21 protein-coding genes are annotated in these 23,537 nt (G+C 63.8%); 14 read left to right on the forward strand and 7 right to left on the reverse strand.

Annotation, left to right across the window (positions count from 1 at the left end):
• Positions 1-19 precede the first annotated feature (19 nt).
• The 3 genes from IEX64_RS02340 to IEX64_RS02350 are packed head-to-tail and all read right to left on the reverse strand — an operon-like array spanning position 20 to position 1,720.
• Positions 20-478 carry a GNAT family N-acetyltransferase gene (locus IEX64_RS02340; protein WP_188817876.1) on the reverse strand — a complete coding sequence of 153 codons (459 nt, stop codon included), beginning with the start codon at positions 476-478 and terminating at the stop codon, positions 20-22.
• Positions 475-1,122: a tRNA (adenosine(37)-N6)-threonylcarbamoyltransferase complex dimerization subunit type 1 TsaB gene (gene tsaB / locus IEX64_RS02345; protein ID WP_188817878.1), complete on the reverse strand. Its 648-nt coding sequence runs from the start codon at positions 1,120-1,122 to the stop codon at positions 475-477. Before tsaB ends, IEX64_RS02340 begins: the two co-directional genes overlap by 4 nt.
• A 19-nt stretch (positions 1,123-1,141) precedes the next feature.
• Entirely contained in the window at positions 1,142-1,720 is a 579-nt protein-coding gene (locus IEX64_RS02350; RefSeq protein ID WP_188817880.1) for a NifU family protein, read from the reverse strand.
• Positions 1,721-1,811: 91 nt separating this feature from the next.
• Between IEX64_RS02350 and IEX64_RS02355 the strand changes: the two genes are divergently transcribed.
• The 8 genes from IEX64_RS02355 (at position 1,812) to IEX64_RS02390 (ending at position 12,744) form a co-directional block, all read left to right on the forward strand.
• A complete protein-coding gene (locus IEX64_RS02355; RefSeq protein WP_188817882.1) occupies positions 1,812-4,742 on the forward strand; it encodes a M16 family metallopeptidase in 2,931 nt (976 codons plus the stop codon).
• Between the two features lie 153 nt (positions 4,743-4,895).
• On the forward strand, positions 4,896-6,269 hold the full coding sequence (locus IEX64_RS02360) for a class II 3-deoxy-7-phosphoheptulonate synthase (RefSeq protein WP_188817884.1): 1,374 nt from the start codon (positions 4,896-4,898) through the stop codon (positions 6,267-6,269).
• A gap of 131 nt (positions 6,270-6,400) precedes the next feature.
• The gene (locus tag IEX64_RS02365) at positions 6,401-7,177 is read left to right on the forward strand and encodes a DUF2189 domain-containing protein (RefSeq protein WP_188817885.1); all 777 of its coding nucleotides are present in this window, start codon (positions 6,401-6,403) and stop codon (positions 7,175-7,177) included.
• A gap of 91 nt (positions 7,178-7,268) precedes the next feature.
• Positions 7,269-9,155, forward strand: coding sequence for a CocE/NonD family hydrolase (locus IEX64_RS02370; protein WP_188817887.1), 1,887 nt, complete (start codon positions 7,269-7,271; stop codon positions 9,153-9,155).
• A 41-nt stretch (positions 9,156-9,196) separates the two neighbouring features.
• The gene (locus IEX64_RS02375) at positions 9,197-9,982 is read left to right on the forward strand and encodes an SDR family NAD(P)-dependent oxidoreductase (protein WP_188817889.1); all 786 of its coding nucleotides are present in this window, start codon (positions 9,197-9,199) and stop codon (positions 9,980-9,982) included.
• A complete protein-coding gene (locus tag IEX64_RS02380; RefSeq protein WP_188817891.1) occupies positions 9,979-10,728 on the forward strand; it encodes an SDR family NAD(P)-dependent oxidoreductase in 750 nt (249 codons plus the stop codon). The genes IEX64_RS02375 and IEX64_RS02380 overlap by 4 nt, the downstream gene beginning before the upstream one ends.
• 13 nt (positions 10,729-10,741) lie before the next feature.
• Positions 10,742-11,734, forward strand: a complete 993-nt coding sequence (locus IEX64_RS02385) for an NAD(P)H-dependent flavin oxidoreductase (protein ID WP_188817893.1) — start codon at positions 10,742-10,744, stop codon at positions 11,732-11,734.
• Between the two features lie 11 nt (positions 11,735-11,745).
• On the forward strand, positions 11,746-12,744 hold the full coding sequence (locus tag IEX64_RS02390; protein WP_188817896.1) for an amidohydrolase family protein: 999 nt from the start codon (positions 11,746-11,748) through the stop codon (positions 12,742-12,744).
• Between the two features lie 4 nt (positions 12,745-12,748).
• On the opposite strand, the gene IEX64_RS02395 is transcribed toward IEX64_RS02390, so the two are convergent.
• Positions 12,749-13,438: a TetR/AcrR family transcriptional regulator gene (locus IEX64_RS02395; protein ID WP_188817898.1), complete on the reverse strand. Its 690-nt coding sequence runs from the start codon at positions 13,436-13,438 to the stop codon at positions 12,749-12,751.
• A 146-nt stretch (positions 13,439-13,584) separates the two neighbouring features.
• On the opposite strand from IEX64_RS02395, the gene IEX64_RS02400 reads away from it, so the two are divergent.
• From IEX64_RS02400 to IEX64_RS02420, 5 genes are all read left to right on the forward strand, one after another.
• Positions 13,585-14,955: an aromatic ring-hydroxylating oxygenase subunit alpha gene (locus IEX64_RS02400; RefSeq protein ID WP_188817900.1), complete on the forward strand. Its 1,371-nt coding sequence runs from the start codon at positions 13,585-13,587 to the stop codon at positions 14,953-14,955.
• 47 nt (positions 14,956-15,002) lie between these two features.
• The gene (locus IEX64_RS02405) at positions 15,003-15,461 is read left to right on the forward strand and encodes a hypothetical protein (RefSeq protein WP_188817902.1); all 459 of its coding nucleotides are present in this window, start codon (positions 15,003-15,005) and stop codon (positions 15,459-15,461) included.
• A gap of 159 nt (positions 15,462-15,620) precedes the next feature.
• Positions 15,621-16,964, forward strand: a complete 1,344-nt coding sequence (locus tag IEX64_RS02410) for an aromatic ring-hydroxylating oxygenase subunit alpha (protein WP_188817904.1) — start codon at positions 15,621-15,623, stop codon at positions 16,962-16,964.
• A gap of 14 nt (positions 16,965-16,978) precedes the next feature.
• Positions 16,979-17,449, forward strand: a complete 471-nt coding sequence (locus tag IEX64_RS02415) for a hypothetical protein (RefSeq protein ID WP_188817906.1) — start codon at positions 16,979-16,981, stop codon at positions 17,447-17,449.
• A 32-nt stretch (positions 17,450-17,481) separates the two neighbouring features.
• A complete protein-coding gene (locus IEX64_RS02420) occupies positions 17,482-18,174 on the forward strand; it encodes a TetR/AcrR family transcriptional regulator (RefSeq protein ID WP_188817908.1) in 693 nt (230 codons plus the stop codon).
• Here the strand turns inward: IEX64_RS02420 and ppsA are convergent.
• The 3 genes from ppsA to IEX64_RS02435 all read right to left on the reverse strand — a co-directional run bounded on the left by ppsA (position 18,171) and on the right by IEX64_RS02435 (position 22,227).
• Entirely contained in the window at positions 18,171-20,558 is a 2,388-nt protein-coding gene (ppsA, locus tag IEX64_RS02425; RefSeq protein WP_188817910.1) for a phosphoenolpyruvate synthase, read from the reverse strand. The genes IEX64_RS02420 and ppsA overlap by 4 nt on opposite strands.
• Before the next feature lie 28 nt (positions 20,559-20,586).
• Entirely contained in the window at positions 20,587-21,729 is a 1,143-nt protein-coding gene (locus IEX64_RS02430) for a site-2 protease family protein (RefSeq protein ID WP_188817912.1), read from the reverse strand.
• A 201-nt stretch (positions 21,730-21,930) separates the two neighbouring features.
• Entirely contained in the window at positions 21,931-22,227 is a 297-nt protein-coding gene (locus IEX64_RS02435; protein ID WP_229710026.1) for a rhodanese-like domain-containing protein, read from the reverse strand.
• A gap of 276 nt (positions 22,228-22,503) precedes the next feature.
• Between IEX64_RS02435 and IEX64_RS02440 the strand changes: the two genes are divergently transcribed.
• The gene (locus tag IEX64_RS02440; RefSeq protein WP_188817916.1) at positions 22,504-23,502 is read left to right on the forward strand and encodes an NAD-dependent epimerase/dehydratase family protein; all 999 of its coding nucleotides are present in this window, start codon (positions 22,504-22,506) and stop codon (positions 23,500-23,502) included.
• Positions 23,503-23,537 lie beyond the last annotated feature (35 nt).

Raw genomic sequence — 23,537 nt, forward strand, 5'->3', positions numbered from 1 at the left:
CTGTATAGCCAGCCGGTTGTCAGCCTATGTCGCAAGCAAAGGTGATCGCGTCGATTCGTTCGCCATTCTGCAAGCGGTAGTATTCACGGCGCTCGCCAATAGAGTAGAACCCGAAACTGCGGTAGAGGGATTCAGCGGGGTTACCGCGGCGCATCTCAAGTAAAAGGCGACTTACATCTCGACCTTTTGCGCCCTTGGCCAACTCGTTTAGCAGATGTCGGCCAAGTCCCTGTCCCCGAAATTCGGGATTTACACCCAGCAAGAGCAGTTCTTCTTCGCCGAATCCCGTACGAGACAGAAAGAAGCCGACTGCCGGCTCGTCTTCGAGCGGGGGCATGCCCTGCGCACCGACAAGGCCGTAATGGCAATTGCCGAAGGCGAGGGCGTCTTCGACCTGTCGTCTGTTCCAGGCTTCGCCGTAGGCAGGATCGAAAGCCACGTTCATCACGGCCATGATCCGGTCCAGATCGTCGGTCATGATTGCGGTGCCGGAGACTTGCCGCCGGGAAGTTTTGCATCGGGCGCGCGACCGTAAAGCGGATGAACGTCCGTCACTACGTCTGCGGGCGATAGCAGCGTGAAGGCACGTGCATCGGGTAGAACTGTCATGGCCTGGCCATGACCGCGCCTGGCGACGAGCGCTTCGGCCTGGCTTCCCGCAACGAGCGGCTGGCCGCACCGCGTCGCGGCATCTTCGGGCCGCATCGAGGCGAGTTCGCTCGAAGCATGGCCCGAGGCCTCAAACGATTGCACGAACCATTCTCCGTGGCCGCCGGTCATGGCAACGTCGACGCCGACCGATCCGTGTTCCCGTCTGGCCACGGCTGCGACAAGTGAGAGGCAGGAATAGCCGACAAGGTCGGCGCCCCATGCCAGCGCGAGTGCCCGCGCGGCGGCAAGACCAACCCTCACGCCGGTGAAACTTCCGGGGCCGAGCGATACGGCAATACGGCCTGCGCGGCCCTTGTGGGGCAGGGCCGAAATCATCGGGACGAGCGCTTCGGCATGACCGCGGCCGAGTAAACGCATTTCGCCCGCTGTCAGGGCGTCTCCATCGAACAGCGCTACCGAGCAGGCGTCGGTCGCGCAGTCTATAACCAGCGTGCGTCCTTCGTGGCTCATCGTGCCATCTGCCGCAGCGTCAGGCGGCTCTGACTTCCGTCACTTCGGGGACGTAGTGCTTGAGGAGGCTTTCGATGCCGTGCTTGAGCGTGGCCGTCGAGGACGGGCAGCCCGAACAGGCGCCCTGCATGGTCAGGAAGACCACACCCTCGCGGAAACCGCGATAGACGATGTCGCCGCCGTCGTTGGCAACCGCCGGGCGTACGCGCGTATCGATCAGTTCGCGGATCTGCGCGACCACGTCGGCATCGGCCGGATCGTCGCCGAAATCCTCGTCTTCATCGGTTGGCACGGCGATGCCGCTGGCGTCGCCGCCTGCAAAGAGGGGCGCCTCGGAAACGAAGTGATCGAGCAGGATCGAGACGACCTGCGGTTTGAGCAAAGGCCATTCGGCGCCGGGCGCGGCGGTTACGGAAATGAATTCGCCACCGAAGAACACGCCGGTAACATCGCCGAGATTGAACAGAGCCTCGGCAAGTGGCGAAGCTTCTGCATCTTCGTGCGACGTGAATTCGCGGGTTCCTGCCGTCATGACCTGCCGTCCGGGCAGGAACTTGAGCGTGGAAGGATTGGGCGTGGTTTCGGTTTCTATAAACATGATTGTCGCGATGTAAGTGAAGTGGCCGGGTGGTCAAGTGGTGCGCTCTATTCACTGGCCCTTAATCCCCTGTGCCCCTATAGCGTCTGCGATGAAGAATTTCACGCGCGCCGCTCGCTCGCTCGCCTGCCTGCTTGTTCTCGCTCAGGTCCCGGCCCAGCCCGTTTTCGCTCAGGACACCGCTCAGGACGAAGCGGTGCCGCCCACGCTGCTGGCCGATCAACAGGAGCCCTGGCTCTACAAGAACAGCGACGTTCCACACGACAAGGCATGGCACTTCGGCGAACTGGACAACGGCTTGCGCTATGCCGTTCGTAAGAACGGCGTGCCGCCGGGGCAGGTCTCGATCCGCATCCGCGTCGATGCCGGTTCGCTTTACGAAGCCGATTCCGAACGCGGCTATGCGCACCTGCTGGAACACATGCTGTTCCGTCAGTCGAAGTATCTCGCGGAAGGTACGGCGATCGCGGCGTTTCAGCGCCTCGGCGCGACGTTTGGCAGCGACACCAACGCGCAGACCACCACCACCCAGACGGTATTCCAGCTCGACCTGCCCAATGCCACGCCGGCATCGCTGGACGAAACCTTCAAGCTGCTTTCGGGCATGGTGACCGCACCGACGCTGTCTGGTTCCAACCTCAAGCAGGATCTGCCGATCGTGATGGCCGAAATGCGCGAGCGGGGCGGGGCTGCCAAGCGCGTGCAGGACGCGATGCAGCAGGTGTTCTACGCCGGACAGCCGCTGGCGGAGCGCGAGCCGATCGGTACGGTCGAGACGCTGACTTCGGCGACACCCAAGTCGGTCCGCGCCTTCTACGAGCGCTGGTACCGGCCCGACAATGCGACCGTGATCGTTGCGGGCGATGCCGATCCGGCGATGCTCGAATCCTACGTGCGAAAGTGGTTCGGCGACTGGAAGGTCTCGGGCGACAAGACACCGGCGCCCAGCTTCGGCGATCCCGTGGCGCCCAAGAGTGCCGATCCCGAAAACCCCGTCGGGGAAACGCGGGTGCTGGTCGAGCCCGATCTGCCGTCGACGCTGATGTACGGCATTCTGCGGCCCTGGCGTCAGGTGGACGACACCATCGTCTACAATCAGGGGCTGATGACGGACTCGATTGCCCAGGCGATTATCAATCGCCGGCTCGAGACCAAGGCGCGTGCCGGTGGCAGCTTCCTCTCCGCATCGGTCAACCAGAAGGACGTTTCCCGTTCGGCGGATGCCACATTCGTGACGGTCACGCCGCTGGGCGATGACTGGAAGGCGGCGCTGCACGATGTGCGTGCCGTGATTGCCGACGCCGTGTCGCGCCCGCCGACGCAGGAAGAGATTGACCGCGAAGTTGCCGAACTCGATGTCGCGTTCCAGGTCCCCGTCGAACAGCAGCGCATCCTGCCCGGATCGAAGCTTGCCGACGATCTCGTGAACGCGCTGGATATCCGCGAGACGGTGGCCGCGCCCGACGATGTGTTGCGCATTTTCCGGGAATCGAAGCCTTTGTTCACGCCCGCGGCGGTGCTCGAGCACACCCGCAAGCTCTTCACCGGAACCGTGAAGCGCGCGCTGTTTACCGTGCAGAAGCCCGGCGAAGTGAGCGACCAGCAGCTTCATCATGCGCTGGCGGAACCGGTAAAGCCCGACCAGACCATCCGCATGGCGGCGGAAGCCAAGCCGGTTTCGTTCGACAAGCTGCCGGCGATCGGAACGCCGTCCGAACCGGTGGTCGATGCGCCGACCGGGCTGCTCGACATCGAACAACTGTCGTTTGAGAATGGGGTTAAGGTTTTGCTCTGGCCGGTCGCCGAGGAACCGGGCCGCGTTATGGTCAAGGTGCGCTTCGGCGGCGGCTATCGGTCGATCGATCCCAAGGACGCGCCCTATATTGCACTGGGTCAGTATGCGCTGGTCGGGTCCGGGCTGGCGACGCTGGGACAGGAAGACCTCGACCGTATCGCCACCGGTCGCAAGATGGGGTTCAATTTCGACATCCAGGACGCGACATTCCAGCTCTCGGCCGAAACCCGGCCGCAGGATCTCGCCGATCAGCTCTATCTCTTCGCGGCCAAGCTCGATCTTCCCAAGTGGGACGTGAATCCCTTCATGCGCGCCAAGGCGGCGGCGAAGATCCAGTACGATACCTTCGCTACCTCACCGCAGGGCGTGCTCAACCGCGACCTGCAGTACTACCAGCGCGGCGAGGATCCTCGCTTCGCGACGCCGACGCCCGAAGACATCGAGGCGACGACGCCGGAAGGTTTCAAACGCGTGTGGAGCAAGGCGCTGTCGCAGGGCCCGGTCGAAGTCCAGATTTTCGGCGATTTCGACAAGGCGAAGGCCATTGCCGCGCTTGAAAAGACCTTCGGTGCGCTCAAGCCGCGCTTGCCCGCGCCCTCGACGGCGAACGTGGCTGAAGTTCAGGTGCCCAAGCCTTCGGACAAGCCGGTCGTGCTACATCACCACGGTGATCCCGATCAGGCCGCAGCGGTGATCTCCTGGCCGACGGGCGGCGGTTCGCTGGGCATCCATGAATCGCGCCAGCTCGAAATCCTCACGCAACTCTTCACCAACCGTCTGCTCGATGCCGTTCGTGAGAAGCTGGGCGTATCCTATGCGCCCTATGTGTTCTCGACCTGGCCGGTGGATCTGCAGGCGGGCGGTTCGATCACGGCGATGGCACAGCTCGATCCCAAGTCGGTGCCGGTGTTCTTCCAGACTGCCGATGAAATTGCCGAGGACCTGATTGCCAATCCGCCCACGGCTGATGAACTCGAACTGGTCACCGAACCGCTGCGCCAGCAGGTCACGCGGGCCGCGTCGAGCACCTCGTTCTTCATGAGCCAGCTCGAAGGGGCGACCAGCGATCCGTCCCGCATCGGCAGCGTGCGTTCGGTCCTCAGCGACTATACGGTGACCACGCCGCAGAAGATGCAGGAACTTGCCGCGCGCTATCTGGGACAGGACAATTCCTGGCGCCTCGAGGTCGTGCCCGAGAACGCCAAGGCGAACGTCGCGACACGGTAGTTTCCTTTTACGAAACAGCCTCCTGAGGTCTCTGGGCGCAATCGATCAGTGTGATCGGGCAATGCGGCTTTGCAAAAATTGCCCGCGAGCGCTAAGGGAGCGCCCCTTGTTTCTGTCCGGCGCTCTGCGTGCCGGGACGTAGGAGTAAAAGAAGTGGCTAGCAATTGGACCCCGGACGGCTGGAAAGCGCAGGAAGCGCGCCACCTTCCGGAATATGGCGATGCGGAAAAGCTGAGCGAGGTCGAGGCCACGCTCGCAAAGTATCCGCCGCTGGTCTTTGCGGGCGAGGCGCGCGAACTCAAGAAGGACCTGGCCGAAGTGGCCGAGGGTCGCGGTTTCCTGCTTCAGGGTGGCGACTGCGCCGAGAGCTTCGCCGAATTCCATCCGGACAACATCCGCGACACGTTCCGCGTGCTGCTGCAGATGGCAGTCGTTCTGACTTTCGCCAGCAAGCAGCCGGTCGTGAAGGTCGGCCGCATGGCTGGCCAGTTCGCCAAGCCGCGCTCGGCCCCGACCGAGAAGCAGGGCGATCTGGAAGTGCCCAGCTACTTCGGCGACATCATCAACGGGATCGAGTTCGGCGAGGAAACGCGCCGTAACGATCCCGAGCGCATGCTTCGCGCCTATGGCCAGTCGGCGGCGACGCTGAACCTCCTTCGCGCTTTTGCGACCGGCGGCTATGCCAACTTGCGCCAGGTCCACCAGTGGACACTCGAGCACATCGGCCGCAGCCCTTGGGGCGAGAAGTTCTCACAGATGGCTGACCGCATCGGCGAGGCGCTCGAATTCATGGCCGCCTGCGGTGTCGATCCGGAAACCGTGCCGCAACTGCAGGGCACCAGCTTCTACACCAGTCACGAAGCGCTCTTGCTGCCCTATGAGGAGGCGCTTACCCGTCGGGATTCGCTGACCGGCGATTGGTACGACTGTTCCGCGCACATGCTGTGGATCGGCGACCGCACCCGCTTCGAGGGATCGGCTCATGTCGAGTTCCTGCGCGGTGTCGGCAATCCGATCGGCATGAAGTGCGGCCCAAGCCTCGAGCCCGACGCGCTGCTGCGCATGCTCGACACGCTCAATCCCTCGCGCGAGGCGGGCCGCATCACCCTGATCAGCCGCTTTGGCCACGAGAAGGTGGAAGCGGGCCTGCCCAAGCTGGTGCGCGCCGTGAAGGCGGAAGGGCATCCCGTCGTCTGGTCGTGCGATCCGATGCACGGGAATGTCATCAAGACGGACTCGGGCCTCAAGACCCGCCCGTTCGACCGCATCCTGTCCGAAGTGCGCGGCTTCTTTGCGGTGCACCGGGCCGAAGGCACGCACGCAGGCGGCATCCACATCGAGATGACCGGCCAGGACGTGACCGAATGCACCGGCGGCGCCATTGCCATCACCGACGAGCGTCTGGGCGATCGCTACCACACGCATTGCGATCCCCGCCTCAACGGCGCGCAGTCTATCGAACTCGCGTTCGAGATGGCCGACCTGCTCAACCTCGAGGCGAACGAGCGGCACAAGCAGGCCGCCTGATTTCGCAGGGCGAATAAAGACAAGAAGGGCGCGGGGAGTATGCCTTCCCGCGCCCTTCTTCTTGTCCGGTGCTTGCCCCCGCTCAAAACCTGTTGCACGATCCGGCGACGCTTCTGTCTGGGAGAGGTGTGATGCAGGTGGGCGAACAGGTACAACTCGCGCCCGTCACGGTGGCCAGCGATCTCGGGGTGCGCGATCTTCGCGCGGCGCTGGCGGCAGGGTGGCGCGACTTCACGGCATGTCCGGTTTACGGGCTGTTCTTTGGTGCAATCTATGTGGTTGCCGGGCTTTTTCTCTATTATGCGCTGTTCAATTGGGGCGCGGTGGTCTGGCTGATCCCGGCGGCGGCAGGGTTCCCTCTTCTGGCGCCGTTCGTGGCCGTGGGCCTTTACGAAGTGAGCCGGCGGCGTGAGCTGGGCCAGCCGATGTCGTGGTCGGTCGTCCTGGGTGCGCTGCGCGGGCGCGGGGACGAACAGATCCTCAGCATGGGCGTGATCGTGTTCGTCGCCTTCGGGTTCTGGCTGATGATTGCGCACGGCATTTTCGCCGTATTCATGGCGGAATCGGGGATCGGCTCGGAATCGCTGGCCTTGTTCACCACAACGGCGGGGATCATGATGCTCGCCGTCGGCACCATTGTCGGCGCGGTCATGGCGCTGGCCTTCTTCTCGATCACCGTGATGAGCCTGCCGATGCTGGTGGACCGCGAGGCGGACTTTCTTACAGCGATCATCGTCAGTCTGGGCGCTGTGCGCTCAAACCGCTTCGTCATGGTGACTTGGGCGGTGTGGATCGCGATCGGTCTGTTCATTGCCATGCTGCCGCTGTTTCTCGGCTTGCTGGTTGCGCTGCCCGTGTTCGGTCATGCGACGTGGCACCTGTATCGCCGGGCCGTGCAGGGCACCTGACCCTTTCGAAAAAAAGCATTCCTGAAAGCCCGGTGTGCGCATTTTGCGTGCCCGGCTTGACCGCGCCCCATGCCCGCGCCACCGAAGGCGCATGAATCACCGCACGATTGCCGCGACCCTTTGTCTCGCGATTTCCGCCACCGCCGTTACCCATGCCGCGGTTCCCACCGACACCATGATGAACGAGCAGGTCGAATCCTACGACTGGGTTCTTCCGCATGCTGACTTCGTGCGGCGCGAAGTGATGATCCCGATGCGCGACGGGACCAAGCTCTACACCGTCATCGTCTTCCGCAAGGGAACGCAGGACGCGCCGATCCTGCTCAGCCGCACACCCTACAACGCGCAGCGCATGACCACGCGCAACCGCAGCCAGAAGATCGAGGAGATCCTTCCAGTGATGGACAAGGAGTTCGTCAACGACGGCTATATCCGCGTTTATCAGGACGTGCGCGGTCTCGACCGGTCGGAAGGCGAATACGTGATGAACCGGCCGCTGCGCGGACCGCTCAATCCGACCGAAGTCGATCACGCCACCGACGCCTATGACACGATCGACTGGCTGGTGAAGAACGTGAAGGAATCGAACGGGAAGGTCGGGATCACCGGGTCTTCCTATCTCGGTTTCACCTCGCTGATGGCGCTGGTCGATCCGCACCCGGCGCTGAAGGCCGCCGTCCCGCAAAGCCCCATGGTCGACGGCTGGATGGGCGACGACTGGTTCCACAACGGCGCGTTCCGCACCTTCGGGTTCGACTACGATCTGGGCCAGACGGTGAAGGAAGGCGGCGGCGCTGTGCCCAAGGGGACCGGCGATGAGTATACGGCCTACCTCGAGGCCGTGTCGGCAATGGAATACGCCAAGGCCTATGGTCTGCTGAAGTTGCCGGTCGTGCGCAAGATGCTGGAGCACCCCATGTACGATGCTTGGTGGCAGGGCCAGGCCGTCGACAAGCTGCTCGCCAAGCGCAAGCTGACCGTGCCGACCATGCTCGTCGTCGGCCAATGGGACCAGGAAGACAGCTACGGCGCCCCGGCGGTCTACAAGGCGCTGGAGCCGCAGGATACGAACAACGACATGGTCAGTCTGGTGATCGGGCCGTGGCGTCACTCCCAGGTGAACTACGAAGGCCGCGAACTCGGCCCGCTCAAGTTCGAGGGCGATACCGCGCTGCAGTTCCGCCAGCGCTGGATGAAACCGTTCCTCGACTGCCATCTCAAGACCGATGCGCCCAAGTGCGACACGCCGCCGGTACTGACTTACGCCACCGGCAGTGACCATTGGGAAGTCGCGCAGAAGTGGCCCGATGGGAACTACAAGCCGCTCTATCTGGCCGGGAACTTCGACCTTTCGTGGAGCAAGCCGGCCGAGGGCAGCGACAGCTATGTGTCCGATCCTGCCAAGCCCGTGCCGATGCTGCCGCGCCCGATCCACATGGAAGGCGACGAGTGGCGCGAGTGGCTGGTGCACGACCAGCGCTTCGTGGACGGGCGCCCGGACGTGCTGAGCTACACCAGCGGCGTGCTCGACAAGCCGGTCCACATCAAGGGGGCACCCAGGGTGGACTTGCGCGCCGCGACGACCGGACGCGACAGCGACTATGTCGTGAAGCTGATCGACGTCTATCCCGAGGAGAACTCGGCCGATCCGACGATGGCGGGATACCAGCTCGCGCTCGGCATCGAGATCTTCCGTGGCCGCTATGTCCATGGCTTCTCTAGCCCGGCACCGCTCGAACCGGGCAAGACTTATGCTTTCAAGTGGTCGCTGCCCAACGTCGATCACGTCTTCCTGCCGGGGCACAGGATCATGGTGCAGGTGCAGTCCACGCTGTTCCCGCTCTATGATCGCAACCCGCAGTCGTGGGTGCCATCGATCATGGAGGCGATGCCCAAGGACTATGTGAAGGCGACCGAAACCGTGCACTATGGCGGGGACGCGGCCAGCGCTGTCTGGCTGCCGATCGCCGAGGACTGAGAAGGAACACTTCCCGGTCGGCTGGAGAGAGGACCGGGAAGATGGACTTTGAACGTTACGGACCCTGGGCGCTTGTCGTCGGCGGGTCGGAAGGTGTCGGCGCCGAATGCGCGCGGCAACTGGCTGCAGACGGCTTCGATCTGGTGCTGACCGCGCGCAAGCTGGAGCCGCTCGAGGCGCTGGCCCACGAATTGCGCGAGACCGGGCGGCGCGTGCGCATCGTCAGTGCCGACCTGTCGCACGGCGACGTACTCGCCCGCGTGCGTGAAGCAACCGACGACATCGAGATCGGGCTGTTGGTCTACAACGCCGGGGCCAACAACACGCGCGGCAACTTCGTAGATCTGCCCGCGGATGTGACGCGCTCGGTCATTGCCATCAACGTGGTCGGGCAGACCGAATTTGCGCGGCACTACGGCGCGCTGATGAAGCAGCGGGGCAGGGGCGGCATCATCCTGACCGGGTCGCTCTCCGGCTACATGGGCTCGCCTTCGCTGGCGACCTATACCGCTGCCAAGGCCTTCAGCCGGACTTTCACCGAAGCGCTGTGGGCGGAATGTTCGGCATTCGGTGTCGACGTGCTCCATTTCGTGATCGGCTTTACCGCCACGCCGGCGATGGAGCGGCTGGGCATCGACACGTCCAAGGCCGAGGACCCCGCCTCCGTCGCGCGAAAGGCACTGGCGAACCTCACCAATGGACCAGTCGTGATCGCGGGTGGTGAGGATAATCTGGAGCGGGCGCGCCAGCGTTCGGTCATCGATGGGCGCGGCGAGGCTATCCGCGCCATGGCGACACCTTCACGGGAGGCAATACTCAAGACATGAGCGGACTATTCGATCTCACCGGGCGCGTCGCGCTCGTCACCGGCGGGGCCAGCGGCATCGGTGTCGGCATCTGCGAACTGCTGACCGAGGCAGGCGCGACGGTCGTCATCGCCGACCGCGACGAGGCGGGTGCCAGGGCGCAGATCGACGCCGGCGCTGCTGCCGATTTCGTGGCGGTGGATCTCACCGACGAGGCATCGATCGTCGGCGCCTGTGCGGAAGCGGTCATGCGGCATGGCGCACCGTGGCTGCTGGTGAACAATGCGGGCCTGCAGCACCGCGAAATGCTGCTCGAAGGCACCGTCGAGCACTGGGAGCGGATCAATAATGTAAACGCCCGCGGACCGTTTCTGATGATCCGCGAGGTGGCGCAGGCGATGATCGCCAAGGGTGAGGGCGGCCGCATCGTCAATTGCGCCTCGTCCGGACTGGTCGGCCAGTTCGTGCAGGGGCTGGCCGCCTACATGGCTTCGAAGGGCGCGGTCGCCGCGCTCACCACAAGCGCGGCGTTCGAACTCGCCGAGCATGGCATTACGGTCAACACCGTGCTGCCCGGCGGTGTCGGAACCCCCGGTGCCATCGGCGCGGAGGGGCCTCCACCGGTAGGGCCGGGCAACCGCAAGCCACCGCTGGGCCATTGCAGCCCGCGCGATATCGCCTCCGCCGTGCTGTACTTCGCGACGCCGATGGCGCGACTGGTGACCAATCAGGTGCTCGCCGTCGATGGCGGCTTCACGGTGAGCTGAGGGGCGATTTGCAATGGCCTTGCCCGAGAGGATCCGAAAGAACCTGACCCTGCCGGCCTTTGCTGCGCCGATGTTTCTCGTCAGCGGGACCGACCTTGCCATTGCCTGCTGCAAGGCGGGCATCATCGGCTCGCTCACCCGCAACCACTGCCGCGACATCGAGGAACTGGAAGCGCAGCTTCGCACCGTTCGCGAGGCGTTGGACCGCTTTGCGGACGAAGCGCCGGGCTATCCGGTCGGTCCGCTGGCCGTGAATATCTCGCCCACCTTCTCGCAGGAGGAGTTTCGCGCGCATCTGGACCTGTGCCGTCGGTACGGGGTGGAGATCATCGTCACCTCGGTCGGCAATCCCACCGTGAATGCGCCGCTGGTGCAGGAGTACGGGCTGCTGCATTTCCATGACGCCACGACCATCCGCTTTGCCGAGAAGGCAGCGGCTGCCGGCGCGGACGGGATCGTCTGCATCGGTGCGGGCGGCGGCGGGCATGCCGGGATCATCAGCCATCTCGCTTTCGTCCCGCAGGTGCGGGCGATGTTCGACGGGACGATCGTGATGGCAGGCGCCATTTCCACGGGCTCCGCGATCCGTGCAGCGGAAGTGCTGGGCGCCGATCTGGCCTATGTCGGGACGCGCATGATCGCCACGCGCGAGTCCGCCGCGCCCGATCCTTACAAGGCGATGCTGGTATCGGGCGGCGTGACCGATGTGCTTTATACCCGCGGCGTCAACGGGCTGCCAGCAAGCTGGCTCAAGCAATCGCTGCGTGAGGCGGGTCTCGATCCCGACAATCTGTTCCAGCCCGAGGGGCGCAGTACCGGCCACTTGCCGCCGGACAAAACGCCCTGGCGCGACATCTGGAGCGGCGGGCAGGGCATCGGCCTGATCGACGATGTGCCTCCGGTCGCGGACCTCGTGGAGCGGCTGCAGCGCGAATACGTCGCCGCATGCCGCGTTCCCGACAGCGCTGAGGCGGCTCTGGCCGCCCTGGATCGCAAAGCCCGATAAGGAGGTACACGATGGTTGAGGAGGCCCCGCTGGATCCGGAATGCGCGATCATCGATCCGCACTTGCACCACTGGGACATCAAGCCCGTTCCCGGCGGGCTGCAGGATCCGCAATGCTTCCTCTTCGACGAATCGGTGCAGACAATTGCCGACAGCGGCCACCGGATCACGCACAGCGTCTTCGTCGAATGCCATGCAATGTATCGGGAGGATGGCCCGCAGGAGATGCGCTCGCTGGGCGAGACGGAGTTCGCCAATGGCATCGCGGCGATGAGCGCGAGCGGGAACTACGGCCCATGCCGGTTCGCGCACCGGATCGTCGGTAACGTGGACCTTTGCCTAGGCGAAGGCGCGGCGACGGTTCTGGAGGCCCATTGCCGGGCGGCGGGTGAGCGCTTTCGCGGCATACGCATGAACACCGCATTCAGCGAAGCGGGCCTGTTCGGCGGGCCTGCGGAAAAGGCAGCCAAGAACCGGCTGGCCGATCCGCGCTTTGTGGAAGGCGCGCGGCAGCTCGCGCGCATGGGGCTCAGCCTCGATGTATGGTGCCTGCATCCGCAGCTGCCACAACTGATCGCTCTGGCCGATGCACTGCCGGACCTCGAGATCATCCTGGATCACGTCGGCACGCCCGACTTGCGCGGTCGTTATGCCGGCAGGGAGGATGAGGCCATGGCCGAATGGCGCGAGGCTATCGCCGGTCTGGCCGAACGTCCCAACGTGCGGGTGAAACTGAGCGGCATGGGTATGGATGTGACCGGCCGCATGCTGGCACACACCGGACCCGCTGCGTCGAAGGAACTGGCAGCGCGGTGGAAGCCGCTGGTGGAGCATTGCATCTCCGCCTTCACGCCGCAGCGCTGCATGTTCGCCAGCAATTTCCCGCCGGACAGGAATGCCGCGAGCTACGGCACTGTCTGGAACGCCTTCAAGCGGATCGCCCAGGGATACAGCGATGCCGAGCGCACCTGGCTGTTCCACGACACGGCCGCCGAGACCTATCGCTTCTGAGCGGCTACCACGCAGTGCGCCCGGCGACGAGGGTGTCGACCATGGCGTCCACCCAGGCCTCGCGTTCCGCGCGGGGAACCGGCGTGTCGCGCAGGAACGCATGTCCGTACCAGCCGCGTAGCAGGAGGATGAAGAACTCCGCCGGCTTTTCGGGCTCGTGGCAGGCGATGCCGTCGGCCTCGGCGCAGCGTTCGATGAATCCGGCGATTTGCTCGATGCCGACGGTCGTGCTCTCCCTTGCCGCACGGGCGACTTCGGGGAACTGGTGCGAGGCTCCGTAGATCAGCCGGTTCACGTCGAGAAAATCGCCTTCCAGACTGTAGGACAGTGCGCGGTTGGCATAGGCCTTGAGCCCGGCGCGCAAGTCCGGCGGCCCGTTCGAATCCAGCGAGGCCGCCGCCGACATCTTCGCGATCTGCTGGGTCATGATTGCCTGGAACAGGGCTTCCTTGGTGGCGTATCGCGCCTGCAGCGTGGTGCGCGCCACATTGGCGGCCTTGGCGATGCTGCGCATCGAGGCGCCGGCGTACCCTTCGCGGCTGAACTCGGCCAGCGCCGCGGAGAGGAGAGCGTTTTCGATTTCCGCCGCATCCTGACTGGTCGGCCGGCCGCGAGGGCGGGAAGGGCGCTTGGGCGTGCCCTTGCGTGGTTTCCGGGGCGGAGTCTCGGTTCTGCTCGCAGCCTGTTTCGTCATACCCATTCCTGCCAAGAGTGCCCGTAACCGTGAGACGCACGGCACAGCCGTCAAAGGCGGCTTGCGGTTAAATAGTCCATGTGGCAGCTTAACGCCAACCGGAGAAAGCGAGTCCGTCAAACGGACCCCGGCGGGAGAGAGCGACAATGCAGGACGAGAAACCGGGCAGGCTGGTCGACGAAGGGCCGCGCATCGCCGACATCGACTTTTCCGGCTACCGGATGCGCATTGCCACCGATCGCTATCATTCGCAGGACTACGCCCGGCGCGAACGCGAGGCGCTGTGGCTGCGGATCTGGCAGGTCGCCGGCCGCTGCGACGACATTCCCGAACCCGGTGACTGGTTCGAGTACCGGCTGTTCGACCAGTCGTGGATTGTCGTGCGCGGGCGCGACGGAGAGGCTCGTGGTTTCGTCAATGCCTGCCGGCATCGGGGCAACGCCTTTTGCGAGGGCAGGGGGCATGCCGCCCGGTTCACCTGCCCCTATCACAACTGGTCCTATGGCCTCGACGGCAAGCTGCTGGCCGTGGCGCGGCCGGACTTCGACGGCACGCTGGAGGATTTCGTCGGCGCCAAGGAAGAGCTTGGCCTGCTGGAAGTGCCGGTGGAGACCTTTGCGGGGTTCATCTTCCTCAATCCCGATCGCAATGCCGCGCCGCTTTCCGAATTCCTCGGCGAAGCCATGGAGCTGATGGCGCCGTATCGGATCGAGGACATGATCCCTTACGGGCTCAACGTGCGCGAGGCGATCGACTGCAACTGGAAGGTCATCATGGATGCCTTTCAGGAGGGATATCACATTCAGGGCGTCCATCCCGAACTGGTCGCGGCGATGGACGAATCCCAGGAACGTTACCGCTTCTGCGGCGATCACAGCGTCGCGACGGCACCGTTCGGAAGTTCGAACCTCGAGGGCAGCAGTCTGGAAAAGCAGGTGGCGGCGATCCACAGTCTGCCTGCGACCTTTCCGGCGGTGGCGAATTGCCTTCCGCGCTTCGACGAACTGCTGGAGGGACACCGCAATGCGGACGGTGCGATGCCTTCCGTAACCGACATTCCGCTGCGCACCCTGCTGCAGCAGGCGATGCGCGAAAGCTGGGAGGCGAAAGGCCTCGATGTCAGCGGGCTGACGGACAACCAGCTCAGCGACAACCACTTCTGGATCCTGTTTCCGAACTTCTTGCTCACCATTCATGCCGGCGAAGGCACGCTTATCATGGCCTATCCGTACGAGAGCGGGGATACGAACCGCTGCTACTGGCTGGTTCAGAACCTCCAGTGGTTTCCGCCCGAAGACCGGGCCGCAAACCGCGCGCCGCTTACCGAAGTGCGCGAAGGCGAACACTTCCCGTACTTTCTCGCGCTCGAACAGGATTACGAGCAGATGCAGCACCAGCAGCGCGGGCTGCGCAACACCGCTCAGCCTTACCTCACGCTGACACGGCAGGAAGTGCGTCTCGCCCACTACCACGCCTCGATTGCGAGCTGGGTGGAAGGCGCGGAGCGCGAGGGCTGACCCGCGCGGGTGCCGCGACGAAAAAAGACAAGTGGGAGAAAGCCGCAATGGAAGTGATCACTGCAACCGCCACGACGAGCGAGAAGGGACCGCTCACCAGGCTGGTCGAGGCCTACAGCGAAGCGGTCGCCCGCCTCGCCGCGCGGGGCGTTTCCTCGCCCGCGGACTGGGAACCGCTGACAGAGTATATCGCCAGGGACGAGTTCAAGCGCGTCGGGGCCTATCTGGAGGAACTCGACTGGGACCAGTACTGCCGCTTTATGACCGAGTGGGTCGGCGGCGGCACGCGTTTCGAGATGACCATGTTCCGCATCACTGAAGCCGGACGGGTCGTGATCCAGGAGATCGAGGAGCGCCACTATCGCGGCGATGAATTCATCCGCAAGAACGTGATCGCGCTTTATGTCTTCAACGATCAGAACAAGATCGCCCATCTCGACATCTACGAACAGGCGAAGGATTCCGGCCGCTGGATCATGGAAGCCGCCGATGCGGCGATGGCCTGAGGCGACGGGCAAGCCTGGCATTTTCGAATTCAATGAGCACGATCGGGCACTGTGCCATTGTGTTGCCTTAAATAAGAATGTATCTATACATTTATCAATAAAATACATGGGATGCCCTGCGCAGGGGCAGGCTTCGAAGCCGAGGGAAAGGTTGATGCGATGACTGAACAGACCGCCGTAAAGCCATTCAAGGAAATAGATTTTTCGGCCTTTAACTGGCGTATCGGTACGGATCGCTACACCTCCGAAGAGGTGCAGGAGCGTGAGAAGGAGCAGATCTGGAGCAAGGTGTGGCAGATCGTCGGCCGCGCCGATGAACTTCCGGAAAGCGGCGACTGGAAAGTCTATTCGCTGTTCGATCAGTCCTATGTGATCGTGCGCGGGCGCGACGGTGTGATCCGCGGTTTCGTCAACGCCTGCCGCCACCGCGGCAACATCCTGTGCGCGGAGAAGAAGGGGCACTCCGGACGCTTCACCTGCCCCTATCACCTCTGGACCTATGGTCTCGACGGCAAGCTGATCGGCGTCGCCCGGCCGGATCTTGTCGGGGATATCGACAAGGGCGCGCATGGCCTGATCGAAGTGCCGGTCGATACCTTTGCAGGCTTCATCTTCCTCAATCCCGACAAGGCCGCCAAGTCTCTCGCCGAGTTCCTCGGGGCGGAGGTCGTCGAGCGCCTGTCTGCCTACAAGCTCGACGAAATGACCCCGGTGGGCATGGACGTTCGCGAGGAACTCGACTGCAACTGGAAGGTCGTGATCGACGCCTTTTCGGAGGGTTACCACATCATCGGCGTCCATCCCGAACTGCTCTCGGTGATCGACCTCGAGGCGGGCAACAGCCGGCACGGGTTCTTCGGCGATCACGGCATGGCGGTTTCCCCCTTCGAAGTGAAGCGCACGGCGGAATGCTCGCTGGAGGAACAGGTCGAGGGCATTCGCAGCCTGCCCGGCACGTTTCCGACCGTCGCGGAAGTGCTGCCGCGCTTCGAGGAACTGGTTGCCGGCTATCGCGATGAAGACGGGGCTCTCGCCTTCCCTGAGGGCGTTACGGTGCGGACGCTGCTGCAACAGGCGACGCGCGAGACGCTGACAGGCAAGGGCCTCGATGTCAGCGGGCTTAGCGACGACCAGATGAGCGACAATCAGGGCTGGTTCCTGTTCCCCAACTTCTTCATGACAATCCGCGCGGGCGAGGCGACGACGATCATGGCCTATCCGCATCCCAGCGGCGATCCGAACAAGTGCATCTGGCACGTCACCGCCTACATGTGGCTGCCCGAGGCCGTGCGGGCGCAGTACCGCGCGGAGCCGATCGAAGTGACCGAAGCCGGCAGCTATCCCTATTTCCTCGCGCTGCAGCAGGACTACGAGCAGATGCCGCGCCAGCAGCAAGGGCTGCGCAACAAGGGCCTCGATCACATGTCGCTGATCCACGAGGAACTGAGCATCGCCCGGTTCCATACCGTCCTCGACCGCTATCTCGCCGCGCAGGCCGCCTGACCGGAGCCAGACCCATGAAAATGTACGAAATCGCAGACATAATCGATGGCTACAGGGGCCTCTCGCGCAAGGCGCTGGAATACGGGGAGACGACCAAGGCGCTGGTCGATGCCTCCAAGCAGACCGGCTTCGATGCCTCCCGCTGGGACGAGATCGCCGCTTTCCTCGATCCCGAAAGCTTCGAGCGTGTCGGGAACTTCAAGGAAGTGATGGACTGGCCCAGCTACCGCGATTTCCTGGCAGGCTGGGCGCCGACGGCGGAATGGGAGTGCTCGTTCAAGCGCGTGACCGAGAAGGGCAACCTCGTCCTGCTCGAGTTGGAGGAGCGCACGACCATGGGCGGCGTGCAGAATGCCGTCAATTCGCTGTCGGTCTATGCGTTCGATCAGGACGGAAAAATCCGGCACCTCGACATATACCTGCAGATGCCTCTCCCCGATCCGGCGATGCTGGCCAGCTACGCCGACGTCGATATTAGCGGGTGACATTCGGGCGAGGCGTGCTCTAGTCCCAAGTCATGGACGCAGGAACCACGACCAGACTGTTCACCGGAAAGCCGGTCCGCAAGCCGCGCAGCGATGGGCGCAGGCCGGGTCGGCCAACGCGCGAGATGATCGAGCAGCGCAACGAGGAACTGCTCGACAGCTCGCTCGATCTGTTTCTGGATCGCGGTTTCGAAGCCACAACGATCGACACGATCTGCGCCGAAGTGGGCATGTCGCGGCGCACGATCTACTCGCGCTATGGCGACAAAGAGACGCTGTTCAAGGCGGCGCTGCAGCGGGCCATAGACCAGTGGATCATCCCGGTGGATCGGCTGCGCGAGCAGGAGTGCGACGACCTCGAGGACACGCTCGTTGCGGTGGCGCAGCTGTGGGTGTCCAACATCAAGAAGAAGTCCGGCATGCGGCTCGTGCGCATTGCCAATACGGAGGTCTTCCGCAGTCCTGAAATCGCCGCCTACCTCTGGGAACGGACGGCGGGGCCGACGCTGGGATACATCACCGATCTGCTCGAACGCCGCTTGCGGCCCGATGCGGCCACCGTGCCGGATGCGCACGATGCAGCCGCGTCTTTCCTGATCCTCGTCGTCGAGGGATCGGTACAACTGGCGCTGTGGGGCCAGATGGCCCCCGACGACTACGACCGCCAGATCCGCTATCGCACGCGCCTGTTCCTCAAGGGTGCGCTGGCCGCGCCCGACGCCTAGCCCGCTTTTTTCTCGGCATCGGCAATCGAGCCGATGGTGCGCACGAAGCTGTCCGGGTTGAGCGAGATCGTATCGATGCCTTCGTCCACCAGGAATGCCGCGAAGTCGGGGTAGTTGCTGGGGGCCTGGCCGCAGATGCCGATCTTGATCCCGGCCTCGTGGGCCTTGTCGATGGCCTGCGCGATCATGCGTTTGACCGCCTCATTTCGTTCATCGAACAGGTCGGCGAGCATGTCGGAATCGCGGTCGATGCCGAGCGTGAGCTGGGTCAGGTCGTTGGAGCCGATCGAGAAGCCGTCGAAGCGCTTGGCGAATTCCTCAGCCAGGATCACGTTCGCCGGGATTTCGCACATCATGTAGATCTCGAGCCCGTTCTCGCCGCGCTTGAGGCCGTTTTCGGCCATGACCTCCAGCACCTTGTCGGCCTCTGCGGTGGTGCGGCAGAAGGGCACCATGATCACGACATTGGTGAAGCCCAACTCCTCGCGGACCCGCTTGAGCGCGCGGCATTCCAGCGCGAAGCCTTCGCGGTAGCGCTCGTTGTAGTAGCGTGAGGCTCCGCGGAACCCGATCATCGGGTTTTCCTCTTCCGGTTCAAACGTCGAGCCGCCGAGGAGGTGGGCATATTCGTTGGTCTTGAAGTCGCTTAGCCGGACGATAGCGGGGTGCGGGTGATAGGGTGTGGCCAGCCTCGCGATCCCGCGGGCCAGTGTGTCGACGAAGTAGTCCGCCGGGCTGTCGTACCCATGGGTAAGAGCGCTGATCGTGCGGGCATCCTCGTCGCTCAGGCGCTCAGGGTGGAGCAGCGCCATCGGATGGACCTTGATCAGGTTGTTGATGATGAACTCCATGCGGGCGAGGCCCACGCCCTTGGCGGGCAGACGCCACCACTGGAACGCCGCGCCGGGATCGGCGATGTTCACCATCACTTGCGTGCGGGTCTCCGGCAGCGCGCCTACGTCGATTTCCTCGCTGTCGAAAGCGAGCAGGCCGTCGTAGATGGTCCCGGTTTCGCCGCCCGCGCAGGACAGGGTGATCTCCTGCCCGTCGCGAAGGTCGCGCGTGGCCGTGCCGGTGCCGACGACGGCGGGGACTCCCAGTTCGCGGCTTACGATCGCGGCGTGGCTGGTGTTGCCGCCATGGTCGGTGACGATGCCCGAAGCGCGCTTCATCACCGGCACCCAGTCGGGATCGGTATTGCCGGTGACGAGGATCGCACCGTCGGGAAAGCGCTCGATATCGGCGACATCGCGGATGACGCAGGCCTTGCCCGCGGCAATGGCGCTGCCTACGGCAGCGCCGGTGGCGATGGGCGTACCCTTTTCCTTGAGCCGGTAGCTGCGAAAGGCGGTGCGGCTGGCGCCTGACTGGACCGTTTCCGGGCGGGCCTGCACGAGGTAGAGCAGGCCGGTCTCGCCGTCCTTGGCCCATTCCATGTCCATCGGCCGGCCATAGTGCTTCTCGACCGTCGCCGCCCAACGGCCGAGTTCGACGATGTCCTCGTCTTCCAGCACATATTCGCGCTGCTCGGCCGGTGTCGTTTCCAGCAAGCGGGTGCGCTTGCTGCCGCCTTCGGCGTAGACCATCTTGGTGGCCTTCGCGCCCAGGCTCTTTTCGATGATCGGCTTGACGCCCGCGGTGTCCAGCAGGGGCTTGAATACGATGTACTTGTCCGGGTCGACCATGCCCTGCACGACCGTTTCACCGAGGCCCCAGGCGCCGCTGATCACGGCGACATCGGGAAATCCGGTTTCGGTGTCTAGCGTGAAGATAACGCCCGATCCTGCCAGATCGGACCGCACCATCTGCTGGATGCCGATCGAGAGCGCGACGGAGAAATGATCGAAGTTCTTGGCTTCGCGGTAGGAAATCGCGCGGTCTGTAAAGAGCGAGGCATAGCAGCGCCGGCAGGCATCGAGCAGGGCGCGGTGGCCGCGCACGTTGAGGAAGGTCTCCTGCTGGCCGGCAAAGCTGGCGTCCGGCAAGTCCTCGGCGGTAGCGCTGCTGCGTACGGCAACGGCGGGACTGGACATGTCGAGCCGGCGCGCCAATTCATCGTAGGCAGCACGGATCTCGTCGGCAAGCGCATCGGGAAGCGGGCTCGAGAGGATGTGTTCGCGCACCGCGCTCCCGGCCTTGTGCAAGGTAGACTTGCCTTCGTTGTAGGCCCGGATTTCGGCGCGGATGTCGCTTTCGATGCCGCTGGCGTCGATGAAGTGGCGGTAGGCGGCAGATGTGGTGGCGAAGCCGTTAGGCACGCGCACGCCGCTCTTGCCGAGTTCGCGCACCATTTCGCCGAGCGAGGCGTTCTTGCCGCCGACAGTGGGGACATCGGCAATGCCGATGTCTTCGAACCACAGGACGGATGAGGGGGGCTTGGTCATCGGTTCGGCCTCTCTTTGTTATCGTTGTCTAGTGTCCGGGGTGCGCCCCGGCGGGGAAGCTTTCCGCTTTCCGACGCTTGAGCGCGCGTGAGATAAGCAGTTCTTCCATCAGGTTTTCCCAAGTGATGTAGCCCAGGCAAAGTCCATCGTCGGCCGCCACGCCGACAGCCTTTGTCCCACTGGCCAGCATTGGGATGATCTCGTCCATGCGGGTCCATTGCGACACTTGCGGGATGTCCAGCATGACCTGCCCGATCGGGGTGTCGGGGCCGGGACCGGCAAGCGCATGAATGATCCCGTCGCGGGTCAGAAAACCGACGAGATGACCATGATGGTCGAGCACGGGAAATTCGCCCTGATCGGAATGGATCAGCGTGCTTGCCGCTGTGGCGACGGGATCGCTTGCCTGCAGCCGCACGAAGTTGTCGATCATCGATTCCCGTGCGGTCTTGCCTGCCGTGATATCGCGCAGCGCCACAATGCCGGTTTCCGAACCCGCAGCGAAATAGACGAAGACCGCGATCAGGACGAGGATGATGTTGCTTGAGAATATGCCGGCCACGCCCAGCAGGATCGCGCAAAACTGACCGATTCCGGCAGCAACGCGGGTGCCCTGCGAATGACCGAGCCACGCTGAGAGACCGGCACGCAGCACGCGGCCTCCGTCCATCGGAAAGGCCGGGATCAGGTTGAACAGGAACAGGAAGAGATTGATGTAGGCAAGCTGGGCAATCATCCCCTGCACACCGCCACCAAGCTGGATCTCCTCGGCCGACGGCATCCTGCCCAGAACCAGCAGCAGGCCGAGCGCGATTGCCAGCGTGACCAGCGGCCCGGCTATGGCGATCACGAACTCCGCGCGCGGTTCCTCTGGAATACGTTCGAGCCGCGATACGCCGCCGATGGGAAGCAGCACCACTTCGGGCGTGCGCACACCGAACCGTCTCGCTGCAAAAATGTGGCCGAACTCGTGCAGGACGACGCAGAAGAAGACCAGACAGATGAGTGTGATGATATGAAGCGCGGCGGTCGGACCTCCGGTTGCCCAGCCTCCAATGCCCACCCAGAGCAAGAGCAGGAAAAAGGTCGCGTGAATGCGGACGGCGGTGCCTTTGACGGTTCCGATCGAGAAGGACCAGCGGCGCCCCATGGCTGATGCAGTATGACTCATTACGACCCGCGCGTTTCCAAGCGACTCTGACGGTTATCTTGCGCGGCGACTATGAACCCTTGTGTACACATGGTCCACCGGTAGGGCATCCGGTGTGGCCATGCGTTGATCCGTCTCAACGTTTTGCTGGACATCGGTTTTTTGAATGGCAGGGCAGGCGCTGCGCGACCGTTGCCAAGCCCTGCAGATAATCCCGAGCGATCAGCCGTGCGCCGACGTCCAGGCGCCCATTAAGCCGAGATAGATGTCGAGGTTCTCGAACCCCTTGCTGGCGAGCCAGCCCGCGGCCACGGCCGCCCGCATGCCGCTGGCGCACATCAGCGTGTAGTCGCCATCCTTGTCCCGTTCCTGGCAGCGCTTGTTCAGTTCGCCCACATAGATGTGCCGCGATCCCTCGATAGCCTCGGCGGCCCGCTGATCGGCGGCGCGGACGTCGAGCAGGGTCCATCCCTCCGGGGCGTGCGACACCCTTCGCTCGACGGTGTCGGTGCCGACCATCGGAGTATGCTCCATGGCTTTGGCTTGGACAGATGCGAAAGACCCGGGGTTTTGAATTTTTCCAAAAGCAAGAATTCTCTCCTTTTGGGAATTTCAACGCGACCGACCAACTCTCGTTCGAACCCGTTTAGGGAGCATGGGACGCAGGCATAGATCGGCGTGGCGCTTCTGTGCTGGCCTGCCTTGGCGAAGCCGCCCATGCCCGGTACCTGTAGCGGCAGAGGGAAATCCGATGCCGCGGGCTTGCCAACCCGGCGCGGTGCGATGGGGACAAGCATGACGGATACGGACACCAAGATAACGCTGGTCACCGGCGGCAGCGGTTTTGTGGGCAGCCACATCGTGCGACAGCTGGTGGAGCAGGGGCGCAAGGTGCGCGTGCTGCTGCGCAAGAGCAGCAATCAGCACGCGATAAAGGGGCTGCCGGTTGAGATCGTCTATGGCGACGTGCTCGATCCGGAATCGCTGCGCAAGGCCATGGAGGGCTGCGGCACGGTCTTCTACAGCGTCGTCGATCCGCGCTTCTGGCTGACCGATCAGACCCCGATCTTCCGCAACAACGTCGATGGGCTGGTGAACGCGATGGATGCGGCGCTGGAATGCGGCATCGAGCGTTTCGTCTTCACGAGCACCATGGGCACGCTGGGCATCAACCCTGACGGCCCGGTGACAGAGGACATCCCGTTCAACTGGCTCGACCGCGCGCCACCCTACATCAAGGCGCGGCTCGAGGCGGAAAACCGCCTGCTGGCCTATTGTCGGGACAAGGGGCTGCCGGGCGTGGCGCTTTGCATCGCCAATACCTACGGGCCGGAAGACTACCAGCCGACCCCGCACAATCATGCGCTGTGGGACGTGGCCCGCGGGGCGATGCCGATCGGCATCGATGTGGGGCAGCCGACCGTCGACATCCGCGACGCGGCGCAGGCCGCGTTGCTGGCCGAAAAGCACGGCCGCATCGGCGAGCGCTACATCATTGCGAACGAATATGTCCGCAACCGCGACTTCTACGCGATGGCGACGAAGATCCGCGGCAACAAGTCGCCGCGTTTCCTGCCCTACAAGGTCGGCTATGGCATCGCCTGGGTGGCGGAGCGCGTGATGAAGCTGCTGGGCCGCAAGGATTTCCTCGTCAGTACCGATGCCATGTACCTGTCCGATGTGTTTCGCGAACTGGACAACGGCAAGGCGCGCCGCGAACTCGGCTGGAACCCGCGCCCGCTCGAAGAAACCGTGCGCGATGCCATCGCGTGGTTTGCCAAGCGGGAAGGGTAACCGCGCCTATTCGCCGGAATGTTCCGCGTCGCTGA

Origin of the sequence: Novosphingobium indicum (assembly GCF_014645195.1) — a bacterium.
In the GTDB taxonomy this organism is placed as follows: domain Bacteria; phylum Pseudomonadota; class Alphaproteobacteria; order Sphingomonadales; family Sphingomonadaceae; genus Novosphingobium; species Novosphingobium indicum.

What these genes read in the sequence shown, in the direction of transcription:
- tsaB (WP_188817878.1), bottom strand. Translation starts at nt 1,122, where the DNA reads ATGAGCCACGAAGGACGCACGCTGGTTATAGACTGCGCGACCGACGCC.
- IEX64_RS02390 (WP_188817896.1), top strand. Translation starts at nt 11,746, where the DNA reads ATGGTTGAGGAGGCCCCGCTGGATCCGGAATGCGCGATCATCGATCCG.
- IEX64_RS02370 (WP_188817887.1), top strand. Translation starts at nt 7,269, where the DNA reads ATGAATCACCGCACGATTGCCGCGACCCTTTGTCTCGCGATTTCCGCC.
- IEX64_RS02440 (WP_188817916.1), top strand. Translation starts at nt 22,504, where the DNA reads ATGACGGATACGGACACCAAGATAACGCTGGTCACCGGCGGCAGCGGT.
- IEX64_RS02355 (WP_188817882.1), top strand. Translation starts at nt 1,812, where the DNA reads ATGAAGAATTTCACGCGCGCCGCTCGCTCGCTCGCCTGCCTGCTTGTT.
- IEX64_RS02410 (WP_188817904.1), top strand. Translation starts at nt 15,621, where the DNA reads ATGACTGAACAGACCGCCGTAAAGCCATTCAAGGAAATAGATTTTTCG.
- ppsA (WP_188817910.1), bottom strand. Translation starts at nt 20,558, where the DNA reads ATGACCAAGCCCCCCTCATCCGTCCTGTGGTTCGAAGACATCGGCATT.
- IEX64_RS02365 (WP_188817885.1), top strand. Translation starts at nt 6,401, where the DNA reads ATGCAGGTGGGCGAACAGGTACAACTCGCGCCCGTCACGGTGGCCAGC.
- IEX64_RS02400 (WP_188817900.1), top strand. Translation starts at nt 13,585, where the DNA reads ATGCAGGACGAGAAACCGGGCAGGCTGGTCGACGAAGGGCCGCGCATC.
- IEX64_RS02340 (WP_188817876.1), bottom strand. Translation starts at nt 478, where the DNA reads ATGACCGACGATCTGGACCGGATCATGGCCGTGATGAACGTGGCTTTC.
- IEX64_RS02395 (WP_188817898.1), bottom strand. Translation starts at nt 13,438, where the DNA reads ATGACGAAACAGGCTGCGAGCAGAACCGAGACTCCGCCCCGGAAACCA.
- IEX64_RS02385 (WP_188817893.1), top strand. Translation starts at nt 10,742, where the DNA reads ATGGCCTTGCCCGAGAGGATCCGAAAGAACCTGACCCTGCCGGCCTTT.
- IEX64_RS02415 (WP_188817906.1), top strand. Translation starts at nt 16,979, where the DNA reads ATGAAAATGTACGAAATCGCAGACATAATCGATGGCTACAGGGGCCTC.
- IEX64_RS02350 (WP_188817880.1), bottom strand. Translation starts at nt 1,720, where the DNA reads ATGTTTATAGAAACCGAAACCACGCCCAATCCTTCCACGCTCAAGTTC.
- IEX64_RS02405 (WP_188817902.1), top strand. Translation starts at nt 15,003, where the DNA reads ATGGAAGTGATCACTGCAACCGCCACGACGAGCGAGAAGGGACCGCTC.
- IEX64_RS02380 (WP_188817891.1), top strand. Translation starts at nt 9,979, where the DNA reads ATGAGCGGACTATTCGATCTCACCGGGCGCGTCGCGCTCGTCACCGGC.
- IEX64_RS02375 (WP_188817889.1), top strand. Translation starts at nt 9,197, where the DNA reads ATGGACTTTGAACGTTACGGACCCTGGGCGCTTGTCGTCGGCGGGTCG.
- IEX64_RS02430 (WP_188817912.1), bottom strand. Translation starts at nt 21,729, where the DNA reads ATGAGTCATACTGCATCAGCCATGGGGCGCCGCTGGTCCTTCTCGATC.
- IEX64_RS02420 (WP_188817908.1), top strand. Translation starts at nt 17,482, where the DNA reads ATGGACGCAGGAACCACGACCAGACTGTTCACCGGAAAGCCGGTCCGC.
- IEX64_RS02435 (WP_229710026.1), bottom strand. Translation starts at nt 22,227, where the DNA reads ATGGTCGGCACCGACACCGTCGAGCGAAGGGTGTCGCACGCCCCGGAG.